Here is a 15,916-nt window from a genome sequence, read left to right as displayed (position 1 = left end):
TCGGATTCCTTAAAAGCGATAGGTCAGGTCAAACAGGAGGGCGAGGCCCAGTTCCCGTTCTCCGTCGTAAGGTCGGGTGGAGGCAGTGAGTGTCGCCCCGGTGTTGAGCTGCTCATTCCATAACCAGCGTTGGCCGTAGCTCGCGTTAATCGTGGCGCCAGTGCCAAAACCGTTCTGGGTGTAAGTGCCAAGCCCCACGTAGGCCTGTTGGCTCCAGACTTTCTGATACTCGCGGTTAAGAATGTGATTCAGGGTCAGTCCCGGCAGAACGCTCAGGTCAGATTCCGGGTTGAAGTAGAGCCCGTCATTGCCCTGGCTGTTCCGGCTGGAGGAGAGTGACAGGTTGGCGTCCACCGTGAAGTAAGGGCGGGTGAGAAGGCGCTCCTTGCCGCTGATGCCGGCTTGCTGTCGGTCATTGCCATCGCTGAAGGCCATGGTTGAGAGGTCGAGTTGCCACTCGCGTCGTTCGTTGGCACGCCAGCGCAGATAACCAGCCTGGCGGTCGGCATCCGTATTGGCATTCAGGGCGCGTAAAGGCGTGTGCCTGGAGAGGCCCTCCAGTTCCCATCCGTATTGCCAGTAGTCGTTGAACTCATGGTCCCCCTTCAGCTTCCATCCTGCCTTGCCACCCTCGCCGTAGTGGTTGGCCGACAGTTCTGCGCTGATGGTGTGATCCCTGATGCGCCACTCCAGGCCAGCCCGTTCCCAGTGATAGTTCGCACGACCTTCGTCGAACTTGGCGGTGGCGTAACCCAGACCACCGAATATCCGCCAGTTTTGCTTGAGAGGTTGGGTATAGATCAGGGTGTCGATGCCGAACCCGCCGCTGCCGTTTGCGCCGTCGCCGTTGTTGGTGTCGGTGTAGGCGCTGGTCTGCAGTTCGTGCATGTGGTGTATCTGGCGTTGTCGTTGCACCCTCTGGTTGGCCAGAGTTTCCGGGTACCGCTGCGCCAGGTCGTCTGCGAGTACCTCAAAGGCCCCCCAGTCCTGCAAATTGAGCGCGGTCTCTGCCTGAGCCGTGAGCACGCCTGAGTTTACCGGGTCTGTGGTTTCGGCAATCTTGAGCTGGCGCTCTGCCTGGCGTGGCCACCCTCGAAGTTGATAGACCGACGCGAGGCTGGTTCGCAGGCCAGTGTTACCGGGGGCGTCCGAGACCAGTTGGCCATAGGCACTTTCGGCTGCAGGCAGGTTGTCCCGGTAGATGAAGTTGTTTGCGGACAGCACCCGGGCGTCTAGCCATTGTTGGTTAAGCACCTGTTGTTGTGTGCCTGGAATGGTATGGTAGGCCGGCTGCGGGGTGCTCAGTTCTCTGATCAGGGCGTTTGCCTCGTCCAGTCTTTCGGCTTCTACCAGGGCGTAGAAAAGCTGTTGATGGTCAGACATCCAGTGAGTGTCCCTGGCGTTACTGTCTGCAATCAGGTTTCGGTAGATTCGGGCGGCGGCTTCCGGGTGCCGCAGATAGAGCAAGGCGTTGGCATACCAGCGTTGCGCGTAACCGGGGAGCTCGATATCGTCTTCGATTAGCTGTTCCGCTTCGGTTTTTAGCTGGGGCATGGCGAGCCGGCTGTGCAACGCTCCAAGCCGGTCGAGCCGGAGACGGGTGGTTTCCTGCTGTGTCCATTCCCGCCCGTCGGCCATGAGTGACGCTGAACGCGAGAGAGCCCGGTCTGCCAGGCTGTAGCGGTGATGGTGTGCACCGATGGGGACGGCAGACAACCGAACCAGTTCGGAGAGTTGGTCGGCCTCCAGGCGTCTCAGCTCAGCGTCGCTCACCAGTGAACTCTGTTGCGCGAGTGAGAGGGCGGGGGAGCTTAATCCGGCCCTTTGTAAGGCAAAAAGGTATTCACGACGAATGTCCCGGCTTTCCGGCGCCAGTTGCAGAGCCTGATCCAGTTCAAACAGTGCGGCAAAAGGCGCGTCGGCGCGCATGAGCGCATAACCGTAGGCTAGTCTTGCTTCCGGAGTATCCGGGGCATCGGTCGTCCAGCGCCTGCCTTCTTCCTGTGCCCGTTGGGCGAGGCCGGCATCGGCGAGTGTCATGATCAGGCTGATCCGGTAGTCGGCTTGCTCTGGATGCGTTTTGTGCAGTTTCTCGAGTAAGACAAGGGCCTGGGGCCAGTGCCGGAGGTTGCGCCGGGCGCGTGCCGCTATGAAAGCGGCGTCCGGGAAGGCGGACAACTCGTCGGCATGGGCATCGTAAAGCTCAGCCGCTGCCTGGTCCTGACCGCTCCAACTGGTGATGATGAGCTGATCAAGACGCTGGTGTTCGGTCAGCGTCTGACGTTGGTTCAGGTAGTCCAGAGCCGGCTGGTAGAGGCCGTTTCGTGCCTGGGTGATCAGTTCATTGTATTGGTGTGACGGTTCGCTTTCCTGGGCCTGAGCGAGGCTGCAGAGGAAAATGGTGGCCCCGACCAGGCTTTTGAACGATTCATTGAAGCAGTTGCGTGGGTGGCAACGTCTGAACATGCCTTTCAAGTCTGATCCCTCAGGTAAAGTCAGGGTTGTGGTTCGCCTGATGACTGGTTCCTGAACGATATCCGGCTTCCGGGGAGCAAACTTGTGCGCGAGGAGATGAATCTTTTGGACGACTGGATGTCCGGCACTTTCACCTTGTGCTGAATTGTTAACTATCGTAAAACTGATTGACCTTCGGACGCATCCCCCTTTGTTTGGGGCGTGGAGTCGTTACAAGTCGGGCGCAGGCAATGGGGGCAGTGATGAAAGAGGCTTCGTCGTTAACGGGGCATGTACTGTTAGTTGATGACCGGCCGGAGGAACTGAGGCCGCTCATCCGGGTGCTGACCCGGGAAGGCTTTCGCTTGTCGGTGGTGGCAGCGGCCCGAAAGGCGGTCTACCAGGCGCAATTGGTCCGGCCTGATATCATCGTGCTCGACCTGCATATGCCCGATATGGATGGGCTTGCGGTTTGTCGCTTGTTGCGCGAATCGCCTGTCACGCAAGAGATACCCGTCATTTTTTTGTCTTCCTCGACGTCGGTTGATGACCGTCTTGCAGGTTTGAAGTGGGGCGCGGTCGATTTTGTGGTGAAGCCTTACACCGCAGAGGAAGTGCTGGCCCGGCTTCGCATCCACTTGAGTCTCGCGTGGCGCGCGATGGGGCAGGAAAGCGCTGAAGAAACGTCATTGCAGCCTGTGGCCAGCGCTGACGAACTGGTGTTGCGGGCAGCGTCCCGGCTGATTTTTGATGATCTGGCGAACCCTCCCTCGCTGAGTGATATCGCCAAGGCCTCAGGCACCCATGAAAAACGACTCCTGAAAGTGTTTCGTGAGCACTTCGGGATGACGGTATTCGCCTATATTCGCCATGCCCGGCTTCAGCGCGCAAAAGAGCTTCTTGCTGAAGGTCTGGTTTCCATTGAGGACATCGCCGCCCTGGTGGGGTTCAGTGGATCTGCCAACTTTGCAACGGCCTTCAAGGCGCAGGAAGGTGTTACTCCCAGAGCATACCGGCAGCAAGCTCGGGCATCTGAGGTCTAGCCTCTCAAACGGAATTGATGAATATGCACATGAAGCTGTTGGTCATCTTGTGGCTCATTATGGGAGCTGCTCTGCTGCAGGCGGGCGAACTGTTGTCTGTTCTTGACGGACCTCCGGTCTGTGAACAGCTGGATTATGACTTGAAGCTTGAAGCCAGTGTCCTGGAAGATCCGGGACGTTCACTTTCGGCATCAGAGGTTAGCAGGATGCCTGCTGGTGCTTTTATCCCTTTGGGCCGTGAAGGTTGGCGGCCTAATATCAGCACTTCCGCATACTGGTTACGATTCACTTTGAATAATGTGGGTGGCCGGGCCTGTCAACGACTACTGACCGTTGGTAGCCCGCAGCTTGAAGAGGTTTACGTTTACACACTGCGGGGAGAGACGCTGGAGCGGCGGGTGGCAGGAAGCAGGGTGCCTCTTGATAAGCGGTCGGTCAGGGCTCGGCAGCCTTATTTTTTTCTGAATGTGCCTGAAAATGCGCTCTATCCTGTCTGGGTCCGGGTGGAAAACGAAAGCCTGGCCGGGCTTGGGGTGGCGTTGTGGTCAGATGCAGCATATGGCCAACACTCTGCCCGACTGCATTTGAAAGATGGGGTGGTTGCTGGCGCCGCAGTGGTGGTGGTTATATCCGGATTGCTGGCTGCTTTTATCTTCAGGTCTTATCTGCTCGTGGCCAGTTCGTTGGGACTGCTCGGCTACCTGATGATTACGCTGGTTGTCAATGGTTATCTGTTCTATCTGCCAGAGCTGCTTCCCTGGTTCAGCTTTGTGGTAGCGGTTCTGGCAACGATAGTTTTCGTTTTTTTTTCCACTTATGTCTACCTGTTATTCAGGGTGAATCAGTTATCTGGGGGGGGCAAACTGCTTACTCTCGGATATCTGTTAATTGGGGCAGCCCTCTTGGTCTGGGGGGGGCTCGGAAACGTCTTTGAATCGATATACCTGTTCAATCTTTTTCGTTATGGAATCTACCTGCTAGTTCCTTTTCTGTTGGTTTTGGCTCTGGTCCATGGGATTCGACTATCCCCTTTGGCCTGGGGCTTGGCTGCGTTTATGTTGTTCCAAGGCGTGTCAGTGATGACCCGAAGCGTGATCTCTCCGTCTTTGCATGATGGGGAAGATCTCTTTGAAGTCAGTTCCAGCTTCATGATTCTGGTGCTGGTAGTGCTGACCGTGGTTTCTTTGGGTCGTGACAGCCGCCGGAATGAAATGAAAGCTCAGAGCCAGTTAGTCGAGGTTCAGGAGAACAGTCGTAAGCGTCTGCAGCAAATTGTCGAATTACGCACTGCCCAATTGCAGAAATCTCTGGCTGCTCGGGAGCTAATGGTCGCCCGTGTCAGTCATGACTTGCGGGCTCCGCTTGTCGGGATCATCCAGCAGGCACAATCGATGGGGGCAAATGAGCAAGGTCGTTACATTGAGCGCCAGGCGCGACAGCAATTGGGGCTGCTGGATGATCTTATTCTGTTGTCTGGCAAAGAGCTTGCTATGACTGAAAAAAATCTTCAGGCTGGATTTCTTTATGCGTTTCTGGATGACATTGAGGTCGACGGGCGTATGCTCGCGGAAAGAAACGGGAATCGGTTTCTGGCAGAGTTATCTTCTCATTTGCCACCGCTTGTTCTTGTCGATTTTCAACCGTTGCGCCGGGTGCTGCTGAACCTGGTGGGGAATGCCGCCAAATATACGCGGGAAGGGACCGTGACCCTTAAGGTTGAGCGCCTGGGGCGGGATCAGGATCGTGTATTCGTCCGGTTTGAGGTGGCGGATACAGGCATGGGTATCCCGCAAGAACTGCGGGAAAATCTCACTCAGCCGTTCCGGCGTGGTGAAGGGGTGAAGGCGACCGACGGGTTTGGGATTGGATTATCGGTTGTGGAAGAGCTGCTTGAGCAAATGTGCAGCCACCTGGAAGTTTATGATAATCATCCGGTTGGCAGTATTTTTGTGTTTGAACTTGCGATGCCAGTGGCAGATGAGTCTGATGTTGTCGTCGTGATGGAAGAAAAGAATGTCCGCGAAGTTGATGGCGAAGGGTTTCGAGTGGTGGTCGCTGATGATGTCGAGCTAACCCGGGCTTTTGTGGGTGAAATTCTTGGCGGATATGGCTTTGACGTGGAAGCGGTCTCCAGTGGCCAGGAGGCACTTGACGTTTTGAGCGAAGACGTTGCCGATCTGTTAGTGACCGACCAACTAATGCCGGATATGGATGGCTGGGCACTGTTGGACGAGGTGCGCAAATACTACCCGCAACTGCCCGTTCTCCTGTATTCCTCTATGCCGCCGAGTCCGGTGGCCAGGCTTTATGGAGTGGCGTTCGATGCAACACTGCTGAAACCGGCAGCGAGCGATGAGTTTCTGGCTGTGGTAGAGCGGCTGTGCCGCGAAAAGCGCCCGCTGGGGGGCGCGGATCAGCCTGGTCCTGTCCCGAGCAGCGCCTGAATCAGTTGGTCGCTGGCTTGTCGGTCATTGAGGTTGCCCCGGAAGTGGTCAGCGACAATACGATAAACGGCCTCTTTGACAGATGCGGGGTGCGCGTTCCCCATGGCGACTGATCCCATCAGGGTGCGGCGCATGTTGGCGTTGCGCATATCGCTGATGGCTTTACGACCGCAGGCTCCAAAGGCTTTTCTGGGTGCATCCACTCGTGCGGGAATAGCGCCAGACACCAGGTTGACATCACGTTGCAGATCCCTGTTCATTAAAAGACTCGTCAGTTTTCTGCGGGTGGTTTCGGGGGTCTTGCTGTCGTTGAGCAGCATGTATTGGTCTGCGTTGAACAGCACCATACCCTGAGTATCCGGAAACCGGAAACACTGGTAATCGGAGCCGGGCTTCAGGTTTCTTGCCGTGAATTCTCCATCCACCCAGGAACCCTGTACTTGGAGTAGCGCTTTGCCATTCTGAAGTTGCCGGGTCGCATCGCTCCAGACCATGCGGTGGTAGTTGTTGTCTACGAATGCCTGGAGTTGCCGCATTCTTGCAAAAACATGTTGGAAAATGTCCTGATCACCAGGCTGTGGAGAGAGTTCGAGAAAATTTCGACGATAGAATGTGACCCCCCCCAGACCAGCGGCTACGGACTCGAACAGGAGTGTTTGCTCCCAGGACTCGTTGCCAATGGCCAGCGCAGTCAGGCCAGCTTGCTTTGCTCTGGTGAGTAAGGCAATGAAATCCGTCCAAGTGTCGGGTTCCTGGCCGCCAATAGCCTCAAACTGGCGTTGGTTTACCCACAGCCAGTTGGTCGAATGTACATTGAAGGGCACGGCATACCAGTGCCCTTCGTATTTAGACAGTTGCTGGAGGGCAAAGGGAATCACTTCGTCCCATTCTTCGTCTCGGGCAACCGCATCCATTGTAGCTAGCCGCCCCTGTTTAGCCCAAAGGTGGATGTCGTAACCGATAACTTGTGAGGCAGTTGGTATCTGACCAGCAGCGAGCTGATCGTTCAGGCTCTCATAATAGCGTGCGGTTCCGCTGCCGGGGATGGCTGTGTCGGTGAACTGCATTCCAGCCCGCTCAGCGTAGTTCCGGATTACGGTGATGCCAGCTTGTTCACCTGGGGATACCCACCAGTGAGCCAAATCAACCTTGCCTGCGGGACGGGCTTCTGTTGGAAGAAAACAAAGCAGGAGACAGGTGAAAAGCACTCGTATATGAGGTGTTGAGCTTACGGAATCATTCATGGACAACACGGTTCCGTCCTGTATTTTTTGCAGTGTAAAGTCGTTGGTCGGCAAGGGCGATTAGCCTCTTGATGGAGCCCGTCTCGCCGGGGTAAACGCTTGCACTGCCAATGCTAATAGTCACGTAAGCGCTTACGGTTGACGCACCATGAGGAATCATAAGGTCCAGCACGGCGGCGCAGAGTTGGTTGCCGATGAGCCTTGCGCTGTCTTTATCGGTGTGAGGAAGGATGCAGGCAAATTCCTCCCCGCCATAGCGGGCCACCAAATCTCCGGAACGTTTGAGTGACTGGTTCAGACACTGAGCAACCCTTTTCAGGGCTTTGTCGCCGGTAACGTGGCCATACTCATCGTTGAAGGGTTTGAAGGCATCGATATCGATCATGAGCAATCCAAGGGGGTGTTTCAGTTCTCTCATTCGCTCCCACTCATGCCCGAGTGACTGGTCGAAATAGCGGCGGTTGGCGATATTGGTCAGGCTGTCCCGGTTGGACATTTTTTCGAGAGTTCTCCGTTTCCTTTGAAGTTGGAGCTGGTTCCAGATTCTGGCTTTGAGGATCTCCGGGTTGAAAGGTTTGCGAATGTAGTCAAGGGCGCCAAGCTCCAGCCCGGTTTTTTCTGACGCAATGTCTGTCATGCCAGACAGAAAGATAACCGGAATGTCTTCAGTCTGAGGATTGGATTTTAACTGCTGACAGACTTCGAAACCGTCCAGGCCTGGCATGTTGATGTCCATCAGAATCAGGTCAGGCTTCAGACGGCTTGCGAGTTTCAATGCTTTGGCGCCGGAATCGGCAGAAATCGGAGTGCAGAAGTCTTCGATCTCTGAGGCGATAAAGGCGTGGTTCAGCACCTGATCGTCAACGATAAGAACTTTCTGCTGATGCATGGCAGTCGGAGTATCCGACTGCCTGCTTTTATGATTGTGGCGAGCCATGGGGGAGTTCCAGTGCGTTGGTCAGTGGGTCGTCTGGATCATAGAAATGATGTTCCAGTATCTGAATGCTACTGCGAATGGTTGGGCGCAGCTCCTCGGCAAGGGTGAAAGCTTGTTCGTTATTGTGAGTTCTCAATGCCTCGGTGATTTCCCCGCACAGGGCCGATAAACAGTTGAGGCCTGATTGACCGGCTATGCTGATCAGGTCGTGGGCATTTTGATGCAGACTTTCCGTGTTGTTGTTGTTGGCGAGCGCCTCTTCCAATTGACTGCTGCGGTTGTTGAGCTCCCTCAGCAACAGACTGAAGATATGTTTGAACCGTTCTGGAGTCATGAGTTTTTGCATTCGGGCCAGTGGGTCGGGGTCCAGCACAAGCGTATTGTTCGGGTGCAAGCTGGTTGTAGCTTCAATACGCTGATTGGTTTGGTTTGTGGTGCCAGCCAGTGTGTCGAGCAGTGTTCTCCAAAGCTGTTGTTCATCAATCGGTTTTGCGAGGTGCCCGTTCATGCCAGCGCTGAAGCAAAGTTGGATGTCTTCGGGTTGGGTGCGAGCGGTCATTGCGATGATGGGAATCTGCCGGAAGCGCTCATGGCTACGAAGCGCCTGTGTGGCCTGAAGGCCGTCCGTTCCGGGCATCATAAGGTCCATCAGAACTGCGTCGTAAGTGCCGTCATCGCTCTGCATGAGTTTGTCTATGGCTTCCTGTCCGCTGCACGCTGTGTCGATCTCGAGGTTTGCCTGTTCCAGCATCTCTGACGCAACCATACGGTTCATTTCATTATCGTCTACCAGCAGTACCCGCAGGCTGGTAAATCGTGGTGGAAGGATGATCTCCGTGGCCGTTCCTGATTCGGATGTTCCTATGTCAACTTTCACCCGGAACCAGAACGTGCTGCCTTTGCCGGGTTCGCTGGATGCGCCGATTTCTCCACCCATGAGTTCTGTCAGTTGCCGGGAAATACTGAGCCCAAGCCCTGTCCCTCCATACTGGCGGGTTGTGGATGCATCAGCTTGTTCGAAAGGAAGGAACAGTCGTTCAAGCTGTTCTTTTTCAATGCCAATACCTTCGTCTTTGACTTCGCCATAGAGGTAATGTCCTGCGCTGGAGGTGTCCAGGCGCAGTAACAGAGAGATATCGCCTGAGTTGCTGAATTTGATGGCGTTATTGAGGAGGTTGACCAGAATCTGGCTGATCCTGAAAGGATCGCCAATCAGTTGGGGCAGTCCAGGATCGGGGGCCACCAGAAGGCTCAGGTCTTTCTCCCGGGCCCTCTGTTCTACCAGCAGTTTGACTTCGTTGAGCAACTGGTCAGGACAGAAGGATGTGTGTTCGATCTTAAGTTTTCCTGCGTCGATTTTTGAAAAGTCCAGCAAGTCATTGATGATCTCAAGCAAGTGCTGGCCAGCACGCTCGACTTTCTCTATGCGGCTGCGCTGAGTCTGGCTGAGAGGGTGTTTTAATGTCAGGCGGGTCAGCCCCATGATGGCATTGAGCGGGGTGCGCACCTCGTGGCTGACTGTCGCCAAAAATTCCGATTTAGCTTTAACGGCCTGGGCTGAAGCTTCCAGTTCTTCTGAGCGCTGCATGGTGTCTTTGAAGACCTGAAGAGCCCTGGCCATCAGGCCAACCTCATCTTGTCGGTTCAGGTAGTTGATCGGATCGTTGTACCTGTGCTGAGTCAGTCGGCTCATCACCTGGGTGAGCTGGCTGATCGGGCGTGCAATTCGGGTTGTGGAAAAGTAGGCAGCAAGTGCTATGCCTGACAGCAGCAACAATGTGGAAAACAACGTGGTGGTGCTGAGAGACTCCTCAGTGGTGTTGCTTAGCGAACGGGCTGAATTCTGGTAGCGGTTGACGGTACTGTCGCGCAGTGTCGACATATTAACCTGAAGTGCCGTTAACTGAGGGGTGAACTCCTTATGAAGAACGTCAAGCGCTTTATCCCCCCGCCACCGAATGGCCGCGTCGACAATCTGATTGGCCAATACGAAGAGACTGTGTTGTTGTCTTGAGATCTCGGATATCTGGGCTTGTTGACCTTCGATAGGGGTCAGCCTGGAGATCGTTTCGGCAAGCTGCATTTGAGCCTGTTTGAGCCGGCTCCGGGTGTTTTCCATTGCCGCTTCCGTCTGTTCGGTGAGTACTGAATAGGCGAGCAGTCCAGACTCACTGATCTGCATGGAGGCCTGACTGATAAGAATAGCGTTTCGGGCATCCTGATTGAGGAGGTTCCGGTAGTTTCGGTCAACGGAGTTGAGCGTGTATTGAGACAGTGCAGTGAGGCTGAGAGCCAGCACTCCCATCAGTGAGACCAGAAGGACGCATTGAAGTGTGATCGACAGGTTCTGGGCGTATCGCACGGGCAGCTCCGGCAAGACGGGTTGGTATGATGAGCCATTATCGCACGGAGGATTGTTGGCTGATTTTTGTGAAGCGGACAATAGTTTTGCTGCGCTGGGCCTGGTGGTTGCCGGGGACCAAAAGATTCAGTTTTCAGTCGGAGACTGGATGAAGTTGGGGCGTGTTGACATCAGCTTCAAAAGGTCTTCAGGTTCGTCAATGTCGTTCAGCGTCTCGCTTTCCGCGAAGCGCCATCCCAGGGCGGTCAATCGTTGCCGGGTTATCCTGGCGACCTCTGCGGTGCTCCACGGAATGTCGTTAAAAAGGCTGGGATGAAAGCGCCGTAGTCCGAGCAAGGCATAGCCCCCGTCGAGGACCGGACAGAGGCAGGCGTCGTGGTGTTGAAGCTGGTCAGCCATCTGTCTTAATCGGCCTGCAGACAGATCCGGGCAATCGGTGCCTATGAGCATTACCGGTAAACCTTGGTGCAGAGCTGCTCTGGCCGCCGTTGCCATGCGTTGTCCCAGATCTCCCTCTGTCTGAGATGAGACTTTGGCCTGGTCGGCGCCTGCAAGTTGTTGCCAGTAAGCGGCGCGGGGTTCCGGGCTGACGCAGAGTTCCACTGGGCCGAGACCGGCTTCCAGCGCCTGACGGAGTGTATATTGCAGCATCTGGTCTGCGAGTTGCGCCGCGCCGGCCTCTCCAAGGGCAGGAATGAGGCGGGTTTTTACGTGTCCGGGCCTGGGTTCTTTGGCGATAATGATGATTCTTGTCTGGGTCATCGGTATCGGAATGCCAGTTGTTCTGCAGGAACGCCGCGCCAGTATGCCCAGCGCAACCGCCACATTAACAGAATGGTTTGCCAGCTGCCCCGCTCGTCCCAGCGGCGACCGGACGTGACCACTTTATCCCTAAGGCACCGTGGAGTGGCCATGAGTTTCAGCCGTTTGCTGATTTCCACGTCTTCCATCAACGGCTGTACCGGAAACCCGCCGACCTGCTCGAACAGTTCCCGGGTGACAAAAATGGCCTGGTCCCCGGTCGCGATGCCAGTCAGCCTTGAGCGAAGGCTCATCAGTCTGCTGACAACGGGCAGCAGATTGGAGTGGCCTTCGATCTGAACGTCAAAACGGCCCCAGGCAGCCTGGCTCGACGAGAGGTGCTCTCGGACCAGGGTATCGGCTTGTGGTGGAAGCCGTGTGTCAGCATGCAGAAAAAGCAGGTGGGTTGAGGTGGTTGCCCGGGCTCCCGTATTCATCTGCACGGCGCGTCCCTGTTCTGAACGGATGACATGAAAGCCGCGCTCCCGAATGACGATATCGGATTTGTCGTCGCTGCCGCCATCCACGACAATGATTTCAGCCCCCCGTTGTTGCCAGATGGCAAGATGCTCCGTGAGGGCTCTGGCACCATCGATTTCGTTCAGCACGGGAACAATGATTGCAAGCCGGGGGGGGGATGGCGGTGTGGATTGTCGCAACATGCGGTTGGCCTCCTGTATCGGAGCATATCAGACCACGGGCTGGCAGGCATGACAGGAAACAGGGCGAGGCCCGGGATGGTTAAATGAAACGATTGGTGTTGCTGGGGGCAGGCCATGCTCATCTGGTGGCGCTGCGGGAGTTTGCCCGTCAGAGGTTGCCCGACACCGAGCTGATCGTGGTAACGCCATCCCCGTGGCAGTATTACTCGGGGATGATTCCTGGCTGGGTTGCCGGTTACTACACGCTGGATCAGTGTCGGGTGTCGGTGGCACCAACGGTAAGGGCGGCCGGTGGTTCTCTGGTTCTGGACCGGGCTGTTGAGCTGGTTGCCGCGAATCGTGAAGTCGTTCTGGCCAGCGGTACACGGCTGACCTATGACCTGCTTTCTATTGATGTGGGCTCTATGAGTGAGGGCCTGACCTTTGGGGGGGCTGGGCTCTCCACGGGTGTGTTCGGGGTAAAGCCCATGGATGAGTTGGCCCGCCAGTGGTTGGCGGCCGGGCCACGGCTGGCAGCAGCTGATAAGCCGACGGTGACGGTCCTGGGAGGCGGGGCTGGCGGAGTTGAATTGGCGTTGGCCATTGCCGGGGAAGGAAGGCGTGTTGTTTTGGTGGCAGGCGCCAAAGGGATTGTGCCGGGGTTTGGCCGTCGTTTCCGGCGTCGGGTGGGGTGTGCCTTGATGAAGCGCGACGTCGGGGTTGTTGACGAGTACGCCGAGCTGGTCAGGGATGGCATCCGGGTGGCGAGTGGCAGACAGTACCCTTCAGATGTGGTCCTGATTGCGACCGGCGGAGTGGCCCTGCCGTTTCTCCGGGACAGCGGTCTGGCGGTCGATGACGACGGCTTTGTACTGGTGGATGCCTGCCACCAAAGCCAATCGACGCCTAATGTGTTTGCGGTGGGCGATGCCTGTAGCCGGGTGGATCGCAGGCTGGACCGCTCGGGCGTGCACGCAGTCCGGGCGGGGCCCGTGCTGGCCAGAAATCTGGCGTCGGCCCTGGCTGGTCAGCCGTTGAAACCGTTTTACCCCCGCCGGTTTTCGTTATACCTGCTGGCAACCGGGGATCGGGCAGCCATCGGTAGTTACGGCCCCGTCACGTTCTCTGGTTCCTGGGTGTGGAAATGGAAAGACCGGATTGACCGTGGTTTTGTTGAGGGCTTTCCCAAACAATGAAACCAGTGAAGGATGATAACAATCAGGAGAATGCATCATGACCGTGACAGACACACAACTGGCGATGGCGGGAGAAGCCCTGGCGGAGGTTCTGGAGCGTAAAGGCCTGACCGTGGCTACAGCAGAGAGTTGCACCGGAGGCTGGGTGGCGAAAGTCCTGACCGATCGTGCGGGCTCGTCTGCCTACCTGATGGCGGGCCTGGTAACCTACAGCAATGACGCCAAACGATCGGTGCTCGGCGTGCCCGATGAGACGCTGGAGCAACATGGAGCGGTCAGTGAGCCGGTGGTACGGCACATGGTCAGAGGCGCGATTCAGGTGGCGAACGTTGATGTTGCCGTGGCCATCAGCGGGATTGCCGGCCCCGGGGGTGGTACAGAGCAGAAGCCGGTCGGCACCGTCTGGTTTGCCTGGGGCGCCGCGGCGGGCGGGGCTGAAGCCCGTGTGCAGTGTTTTGAGGGGGACCGGGATCAGGTGCGCAGGCAGGCAGTTTTGTATGTGTTAGAGGGAGTTACCGGCTTTCTTGAAGGTCTGTGAGGATTTTCACGGCTTCAGGGGTTGGTCTCTCTCTGACCATATGTTTTAATACTGTTCAAATATACAGGAAAACACTGGATGGTCGTTCAGGTTTTCTCCGGATTTCGCCGCTTTTGCGCCTGTTGGTCGAGCGGCTCAGGTGATGAGGGTTTGGAATAATGGAAGATAACCGCAAGAAGGCACTCAGTGCAGCGTTGGGCCAGATTGAGCGCCAGTTCGGCAAAGGCGCGGTGATGAAAATGGGGGATCAGCCCCGGGAAGCCATTCCTGCGGTCTCCACCGGGTCATTGGGGCTGGATGTTGCGCTGGGTATTGGTGGTCTGCCTTATGGCCGTATCGTAGAAATCTATGGTCCGGAGAGTTCGGGTAAAACCACACTGACACTGCAGGTCATCGCAGAAGCCCAGAAACAGGGTAAAACCTGCGCCTTCGTTGATGCTGAGCATGCGCTGGACCCGATCTATGCTGAAAAGCTGGGTGTCAACGTGGACGAACTGCTGGTTTCCCAGCCGGATACCGGAGAGCAGGCTCTGGAAATTGCCGATATGCTGGTGCGCTCTAACGCGGTTGATGTGATCATCGTTGACTCGGTGGCGGCCCTGACACCGAAAGCCGAGATTGAAGGCGAAATGGGCGACAGCCACGTGGGTCTTCAGGCTCGCCTGATGTCCCAGGCGCTGCGGAAGCTGACAGGTAACGTCAAGCATGCCAACTGTCTGATGGTGTTTATTAACCAGATCCGGATGAAGATCGGTGTCATGTTTGGCAGCCCCGAGACCACAACCGGTGGTAATGCTTTGAAATTCTACTCGTCCGTGCGACTGGATATTCGCCGTATTGGTTCGGTCAAGGACGGTGATGAAGTGGTGGGTAACGAAACCCGGGTTAAGGTGGTCAAGAACAAGGTCTCACCCCCGTTCCGGCAGGCTGAGTTCCAGATCATGTACGGCAAGGGCATTTACCACATGGCCGAAGTGCTGGACATGGGTGTGAAAGAAGGCTTTGTTGATAAAGCAGGTGCCTGGTACGCCTACAACGGCGACAAAATTGGCCAGGGCAAGGCGAATGCCTGCAAGTTTCTGGAAGAAAATCTGGATCTTGCTCACGAAATCGAAGCCAAGGTCCGTGACAAGCTGATGCCCAAGCCTGACAAAAAAGATGCCGCAGAAGCGCCTGCAGAGGTAAACGGCGAGTTGCTCTGACACTCCCTCCGCGAGACGTTACAGAGGTGTCCGGTGACGGACACCTCTGTTTTCTTTCTTTTAACCCCCTTTTCTTTTCGACAGACATCGCCGTTAGTGCATGCCTGCGTGCCCGTGCCTTGAAACTACCCTGAACGGTGCAGTAAAGTCTGGCGCAAGGGCAGGGAGGTAAGAGCCATGAGTACGCAAGCACCACGCCGTGTGCGCACAGGTAAGCGGCAGGACGTTATGACAGCCGCATTGAACGAATTTCAGGAACACGGTTTCCTGGAAACCAGTATGGACCGGATTGCCGAGGTGGCTCATGTTTCCAAGCGAACGGTCTACAACCACTTTGCATCCAAGGAAGCCCTGTTCGAAGCCATCCTTGATGAGTTGATTGTGCGTTGCGGGCATCTTGAATTCCCGCCTCTGAATGAAGAGCCGCTGGAAGACCAGCTGCTGGTCATTGGCCGGATGTACGCCGAGCTGGTCACCAGCGATGATTTCATCAAGCTTTCACGGGTTGTGCTTTCCCGTTTCATCCAATCACCGCGCATGGCGGGCACCGCGGTTACCGGGCGGGAGCCTCAGAAACCCATTCAGAATTGGATCGAAACCGCCCAGAAGCAAGGCCGGTTACCCCCGTTTGATGCGGCGCAGGCAACCACCCAGTTTGCCGGGATGATCACCTCCACAGAGTATTGGCCGAGACTGATTCAGAATGAAACGGCTTTTGATGAACAAGGCCGGGACCAGTACCTGAAATCCATTGTCTCGATGTTTCTGGGGCATTACGCACACCTGGAGACCCCGACTTCCCCCGCCTGATATCTCCTGTCTGATTACCGGCAGCGCCGCCTGGTCATCCTGATCTGGCGGTAGCCGATGCGGGTTATTCCCTACCTTTTTTTCTGTTATTTCTACTTCCGATTACACTGCACGGTGTAGTATATTTTGCTTTGATGTAGATCATGCCATGAGGTGGAGTCGCCGCCTGGTGCGACTACCTTTAGAACATTAACGGAAATTTATGTTTTTAGGCTCTCTGATGGCCTGAAACCACTGGATACCC

Annotated in this window: 12 protein-coding genes; 6 read left to right on the top strand and 6 right to left on the bottom strand. The window is 56.1% G+C overall.

Features of this window, described 5'->3' with window-relative positions; translation table 11 throughout:
• Positions 1-9: 9 nt before the first annotated feature.
• Positions 10-2,466 carry a poly-beta-1,6 N-acetyl-D-glucosamine export porin PgaA gene (gene pgaA / locus K325_RS0117050; protein ID WP_156836624.1) on the bottom strand — a complete coding sequence of 819 codons (2,457 nt, stop codon included), beginning with the start codon at positions 2,464-2,466 and terminating at the stop codon, positions 10-12.
• A 251-nt stretch (positions 2,467-2,717) separates the two neighbouring features.
• On the opposite strand from pgaA, the gene K325_RS0117045 reads away from it, so the two are divergent.
• Positions 2,718-3,497, top strand: a complete 780-nt coding sequence (locus K325_RS0117045) for a response regulator transcription factor (RefSeq protein ID WP_029655467.1) — start codon at positions 2,718-2,720, stop codon at positions 3,495-3,497.
• 29 nt (positions 3,498-3,526) lie between these two features.
• Positions 3,527-5,941 (top strand): hybrid sensor histidine kinase/response regulator, encoded by a 2,415-nt coding sequence (locus K325_RS0117040; protein WP_169441830.1) that lies wholly within the window; start codon positions 3,527-3,529, stop codon positions 5,939-5,941.
• Here K325_RS0117040 and K325_RS0117035 read toward each other — a convergent pair.
• From K325_RS0117035 to K325_RS0117015, 5 genes are all read right to left on the bottom strand, one after another.
• Positions 5,911-7,008: an ABC transporter substrate-binding protein gene (locus K325_RS0117035; protein ID WP_211218173.1), complete on the bottom strand. Its 1,098-nt coding sequence runs from the start codon at positions 7,006-7,008 to the stop codon at positions 5,911-5,913. The genes K325_RS0117040 and K325_RS0117035 overlap by 31 nt on opposite strands.
• A gap of 169 nt (positions 7,009-7,177) precedes the next feature.
• Complete coding sequence (locus K325_RS0117030) at positions 7,178-8,074, bottom strand: GGDEF domain-containing response regulator (RefSeq protein WP_029655464.1); 897 nt, start codon at positions 8,072-8,074, stop codon at positions 7,178-7,180.
• A gap of 28 nt (positions 8,075-8,102) precedes the next feature.
• On the bottom strand, positions 8,103-10,484 hold the full coding sequence (locus K325_RS0117025) for an ATP-binding protein (protein ID WP_051146701.1): 2,382 nt from the start codon (positions 10,482-10,484) through the stop codon (positions 8,103-8,105).
• A 126-nt stretch (positions 10,485-10,610) separates the two neighbouring features.
• Positions 10,611-11,246: a TIGR04282 family arsenosugar biosynthesis glycosyltransferase gene (locus K325_RS0117020; RefSeq protein WP_029655462.1), complete on the bottom strand. Its 636-nt coding sequence runs from the start codon at positions 11,244-11,246 to the stop codon at positions 10,611-10,613.
• Positions 11,243-11,947 (bottom strand): TIGR04283 family arsenosugar biosynthesis glycosyltransferase, encoded by a 705-nt coding sequence (locus K325_RS0117015; RefSeq protein ID WP_029655461.1) that lies wholly within the window; start codon positions 11,945-11,947, stop codon positions 11,243-11,245. The genes K325_RS0117020 and K325_RS0117015 overlap by 4 nt, the downstream gene beginning before the upstream one ends.
• 83 nt (positions 11,948-12,030) lie before the next feature.
• Between K325_RS0117015 and K325_RS0117010 the strand changes: the two genes are divergently transcribed.
• From K325_RS0117010 to K325_RS0116995, 4 genes are all read left to right on the top strand, one after another.
• Positions 12,031-13,122 (top strand): FAD-dependent oxidoreductase, encoded by a 1,092-nt coding sequence (locus tag K325_RS0117010; RefSeq protein ID WP_029655460.1) that lies wholly within the window; start codon positions 12,031-12,033, stop codon positions 13,120-13,122.
• A 37-nt stretch (positions 13,123-13,159) separates the two neighbouring features.
• Positions 13,160-13,660 (top strand): nicotinamide-nucleotide amidase, encoded by a 501-nt coding sequence (gene pncC / locus K325_RS0117005; protein ID WP_029655459.1) that lies wholly within the window; start codon positions 13,160-13,162, stop codon positions 13,658-13,660.
• A 158-nt stretch (positions 13,661-13,818) separates the two neighbouring features.
• Positions 13,819-14,862: a recombinase RecA gene (gene recA / locus K325_RS0117000; RefSeq protein WP_029655457.1), complete on the top strand. Its 1,044-nt coding sequence runs from the start codon at positions 13,819-13,821 to the stop codon at positions 14,860-14,862.
• Between the two features lie 177 nt (positions 14,863-15,039).
• On the top strand, positions 15,040-15,672 hold the full coding sequence (locus tag K325_RS0116995) for a TetR/AcrR family transcriptional regulator (protein ID WP_029655456.1): 633 nt from the start codon (positions 15,040-15,042) through the stop codon (positions 15,670-15,672).
• The last annotated feature ends 244 nt before the right edge of the window (positions 15,673-15,916 follow it).

This window comes from Marinobacter daepoensis DSM 16072 (assembly GCF_000421165.1).
GTDB lineage: Bacteria > Pseudomonadota > Gammaproteobacteria > Pseudomonadales > Oleiphilaceae > Marinobacter > Marinobacter daepoensis.
This window is presented reverse-complemented; position numbering and strand designations above follow the sequence as displayed.

What these genes read in the sequence shown, in the direction of transcription:
- pgaA (WP_156836624.1), bottom strand. Translation starts at nt 2,466, where the DNA reads ATGTTCAGACGTTGCCACCCACGCAACTGCTTCAATGAATCGTTCAAA.
- K325_RS0117045 (WP_029655467.1), top strand. Translation starts at nt 2,718, where the DNA reads ATGAAAGAGGCTTCGTCGTTAACGGGGCATGTACTGTTAGTTGATGAC.
- K325_RS0117040 (WP_169441830.1), top strand. Translation starts at nt 3,527, where the DNA reads ATGAAGCTGTTGGTCATCTTGTGGCTCATTATGGGAGCTGCTCTGCTG.
- K325_RS0117035 (WP_211218173.1), bottom strand. Translation starts at nt 7,008, where the DNA reads ATGCAGTTCACCGACACAGCCATCCCCGGCAGCGGAACCGCACGCTAT.
- K325_RS0117030 (WP_029655464.1), bottom strand. Translation starts at nt 8,074, where the DNA reads ATGCATCAGCAGAAAGTTCTTATCGTTGACGATCAGGTGCTGAACCAC.
- K325_RS0117020 (WP_029655462.1), bottom strand. Translation starts at nt 11,246, where the DNA reads ATGACCCAGACAAGAATCATCATTATCGCCAAAGAACCCAGGCCCGGA.
- K325_RS0117015 (WP_029655461.1), bottom strand. Translation starts at nt 11,947, where the DNA reads ATGTTGCGACAATCCACACCGCCATCCCCCCCCCGGCTTGCAATCATT.
- K325_RS0117010 (WP_029655460.1), top strand. Translation starts at nt 12,031, where the DNA reads ATGAAACGATTGGTGTTGCTGGGGGCAGGCCATGCTCATCTGGTGGCG.
- pncC (WP_029655459.1), top strand. Translation starts at nt 13,160, where the DNA reads ATGACCGTGACAGACACACAACTGGCGATGGCGGGAGAAGCCCTGGCG.
- recA (WP_029655457.1), top strand. Translation starts at nt 13,819, where the DNA reads ATGGAAGATAACCGCAAGAAGGCACTCAGTGCAGCGTTGGGCCAGATT.
- K325_RS0116995 (WP_029655456.1), top strand. Translation starts at nt 15,040, where the DNA reads ATGAGTACGCAAGCACCACGCCGTGTGCGCACAGGTAAGCGGCAGGAC.